Source organism: bacterium (genome assembly GCA_030693325.1).
Classification (GTDB): domain Bacteria; phylum Patescibacteriota; class Minisyncoccia; order UBA6257; family MFKM01; genus MFKM01.
Window position 1 is genome coordinate 1 of the sequence record JAUYAV010000025.1, and the last position, 2793, is coordinate 2793.

The 2793-nt window shown below is 38.5% G+C and carries 3 protein-coding genes; all 3 read right to left on the bottom strand.

Annotated features, from left to right (window positions below; all coding sequences use genetic code 11):
* Positions 1-38 precede the first annotated feature (38 nt).
* The 3 genes from Q8N22_03620 to Q8N22_03630 are packed head-to-tail and all read right to left on the bottom strand — an operon-like array spanning position 39 to position 2693.
* Complete coding sequence (locus tag Q8N22_03620) at positions 39-1190, bottom strand: DHHA1 domain-containing protein (GenBank protein ID MDP3053005.1); 1152 nt, start codon at positions 1188-1190, stop codon at positions 39-41.
* The gene (locus Q8N22_03625; protein MDP3053006.1) at positions 1190-2350 is read right to left on the bottom strand and encodes a phosphoglycerate kinase; all 1161 of its coding nucleotides are present in this window, start codon (positions 2348-2350) and stop codon (positions 1190-1192) included. Before Q8N22_03625 ends, Q8N22_03620 begins: the two co-directional genes overlap by 1 nt.
* Entirely contained in the window at positions 2307-2693 is a 387-nt protein-coding gene (locus tag Q8N22_03630) for a triose-phosphate isomerase (protein ID MDP3053007.1), read from the bottom strand. Before Q8N22_03630 ends, Q8N22_03625 begins: the two co-directional genes overlap by 44 nt.
* Positions 2694-2793: the final 100 nt, after the last annotated feature.

The window sequence follows — 2793 nt, forward strand, 5'->3', positions numbered from 1 at the left end:
ACACAATAAGCAAAATATTTTTTATTTTTCATAAAAAATTATTTATGTTTCCCGGATTTATAATAATTTTCCAGGCATTCTTTTATTTTTTCCAGATTTTCCACCGGGGCTTTAAAGCCGGCGGCTCGCGGATGGCCGCCAAAATTACAAAATAAATCGGCTGAACAAGTCCTCAACGCCTTCACTAAGTTCAATCCCTTGGGAGCCCGGCCCGAAGCTTTTATTTTATCGCCTGAGTGATTAAAAACAAAAACCGGGCGCTTAAATTTTCGGGAAACTTCATCAGCGACCAAACCGTTAATCCCCGGCTGAGGCCAATTGAATTTATTTTCGGCAAAAAACACTTCTGGTAAAATTTTATCGGCGGCTGACTCGGCAAAATTTTCTTTTAAAATTTTTCCGATGATTTTTTGAGCTTTTTGATAGTCAATTTCTATTTCGTTAACCAAATTTTTAATCTCTTTTTTGTCCTTACTGCTCATCAATTTAAAAAAATTATTTTCTTCATCAATTCCTTTGGGAAAATTGATCCGGCCAATCAAATGCTCAAAATTATCAGGGGTTAATTTTTTTATCCTGATTTTTTTAACCAAAACGCGAAGAGCCGGCCGATAGCCCTCAATTATCCTTTCTATGCCTTGAGAAATTATTTTCTTGTTAGCGGCGGTTAAAATAATTTTGTCGGCGACCGTGGCGATGGCGACCAAATCAAAAAATTTCTCAATTTCTTTCTTCGGTCTTTTTTCTTGCCGGTATAAATTTTTAACAAATTCCAAAACAACTCCCGCCGCCGCCCTGCGGCCGTTGGAGTAATTAATAATAATGCCATTAGGCAAAACCTTGAGCGGAGTGTGATGATCAAGCACAATAAAATCAATTCCTTTTTCGCGGGCAAATTTTACTTCTTCAATCGCTGAAATGCCGAAATCAACGGAAATAATGAGCGAAATCCCCTCTATGGCGAATCTTTCAATATCTACTTTGCCCCGGTTATAAATACCTTTTCGGCCGGAAAGTGAAATCAAAAAATTTTCAAAACCCAAATCTTTCAGCGCTTCATAGATAATTAAAGTGCCGGAAATTCCATCAGCATCATAATCGCCCCAGAGGGCGATTTTTTCATTTCTTTTTTTGGCCAATTCCAAGCGTTTAATCGCTTTCGGGATATTTTTTTTATTCAGGTCAATCATTAATTGTTTTTTAAAGCTTCTATTCCCGGTAATTTTTCCCCGGCCAGATATTCCAGCATCGCTCCCCCGCCGGTGGAAAAAAAAACGTTACTTTTGATTTTTGATTTTTGATTTTTTCTCCCTTCGAGAGATCCCTCATAGGGGGAGATTTTTAGCGAAGCGATTGTTTCTCCGCCGCCGATAACGATTTTGGCTTTTTTATTTTTGAAAACCGCGGCCGCTATTTCTTCCGTTCCTTTGGCGAATTTTTTATCCTCAAACATTCCCATCGGGCCGTTCCAGATAATGGTTTCGGCTTTTTGGATGATTTCGTTATATTTTTTTGCCGTCTCCCGGCCGATATCCAAAATTTTTCTTTTATAAAGAACGGCGTCAATCGGTAAAATAATTTTTCGCGTTATTTCCCGTGTTATTTTACCGTCTATCCGAATTTTTTCATAAAATGAATCGCCCACCGGCAAACCCTGAAGCGCAAAAAAAGTATTTGCCATCGCTCCGCCAATCAAGAAATAGTCGGCTTTTTTTAGAAAATTATTTATTAAACCGATTTTGTCCGAAACCTTGGCTCCGCCGAGGATTATCACCAATGGCTTTTTAAATTTTTTCATCACTGCGTCAAGATTTTCAATTTCTTTTTCCAAAAGCAAACCGGCATAACTCGGCAAAAAATGAGTGATGGCTTCCACTGAAGCGTTTTTCCGATGACTGACGGCAAAAGCGTCATTAATAAAAATATCGCCAAGAGAAGCCAACGCTTTGGCAAAATCTTTGTCATTTTTTTCTTCTTCGGGCAAAAATCGCAAATTCTCCAAAAGGAGGATACTATCACGCGTGATAGTATCCGAAATTTCAGACACATTGAATCCTTTTTTAAAATCTATAAAATGAACCGGTTTTTTAATCAGCCTCGATAGTATTTTTGCGAATGATTTCAGAGAATAACTTGTCGCTTGTCGCTTCTCGTTTGTCGCTTTTAGAGGGCGGCCGCGATGGCTTAAAATCACCACTTTTACTCCGTTTTTAATCAAAAATTTTATAGTCGGCAAAATCGCCTGTAAACGAAAAGCGTCTTTTCCCGGCGACTCAATATTCAAATCCACCCGCAAAAGACAGGTTTTATTTTTGAGCTGATTCGGTTTTAACTGCCCTAGATACTTCATTAATGATTTTCTTAAATTCGTTTATTTTGATGCTCGCGCCGCCGACTAAAGCGCCGTCAATTTCCGGATATTTCAGATAATTAGCGATATTTTGGGGATCCACTGACCCGCCGTATAAAACTTTCAAATCGGAATTCGGAAAATTCAAACTGAAAATTTCTTTTATGAATTTTATCATTTCCAGAGCTTCTTCCGGCTGACAATAATTTCCGGTGCCGATTGCCCAAACCGGCTCGTAAGCGATAATTAAATTCTTTTTTTCCAAATTCTTAATTTCCCTTAAATCTTTGCCAAGTTGTTCTTGGACTATATTTTTGCGCATCCCCTTCGCTTTTTGTTCCATGGTTTCGCCCACGCATAAAACCGGCGTCAATTTGTTTTCAAAAACCGATTTTGTCCGAAACCTTGGCTCCGCCGAGGATTATCACCAATGGCTTTTTAAA

Excerpts from the sequence above, each read along its gene's own strand:
- Q8N22_03620 (MDP3053005.1), bottom strand. The coding sequence starts at position 1,190 with ATGATTGACCTGAATAAAAAAAATATCCCGAAAGCGATTAAACGCTTG.
- Q8N22_03625 (MDP3053006.1), bottom strand. The coding sequence starts at position 2,350 with ATGAAGTATCTAGGGCAGTTAAAACCGAATCAGCTCAAAAATAAAACC.
- Q8N22_03630 (MDP3053007.1), bottom strand. The coding sequence starts at position 2,693 with ATGGAACAAAAAGCGAAGGGGATGCGCAAAAATATAGTCCAAGAACAA.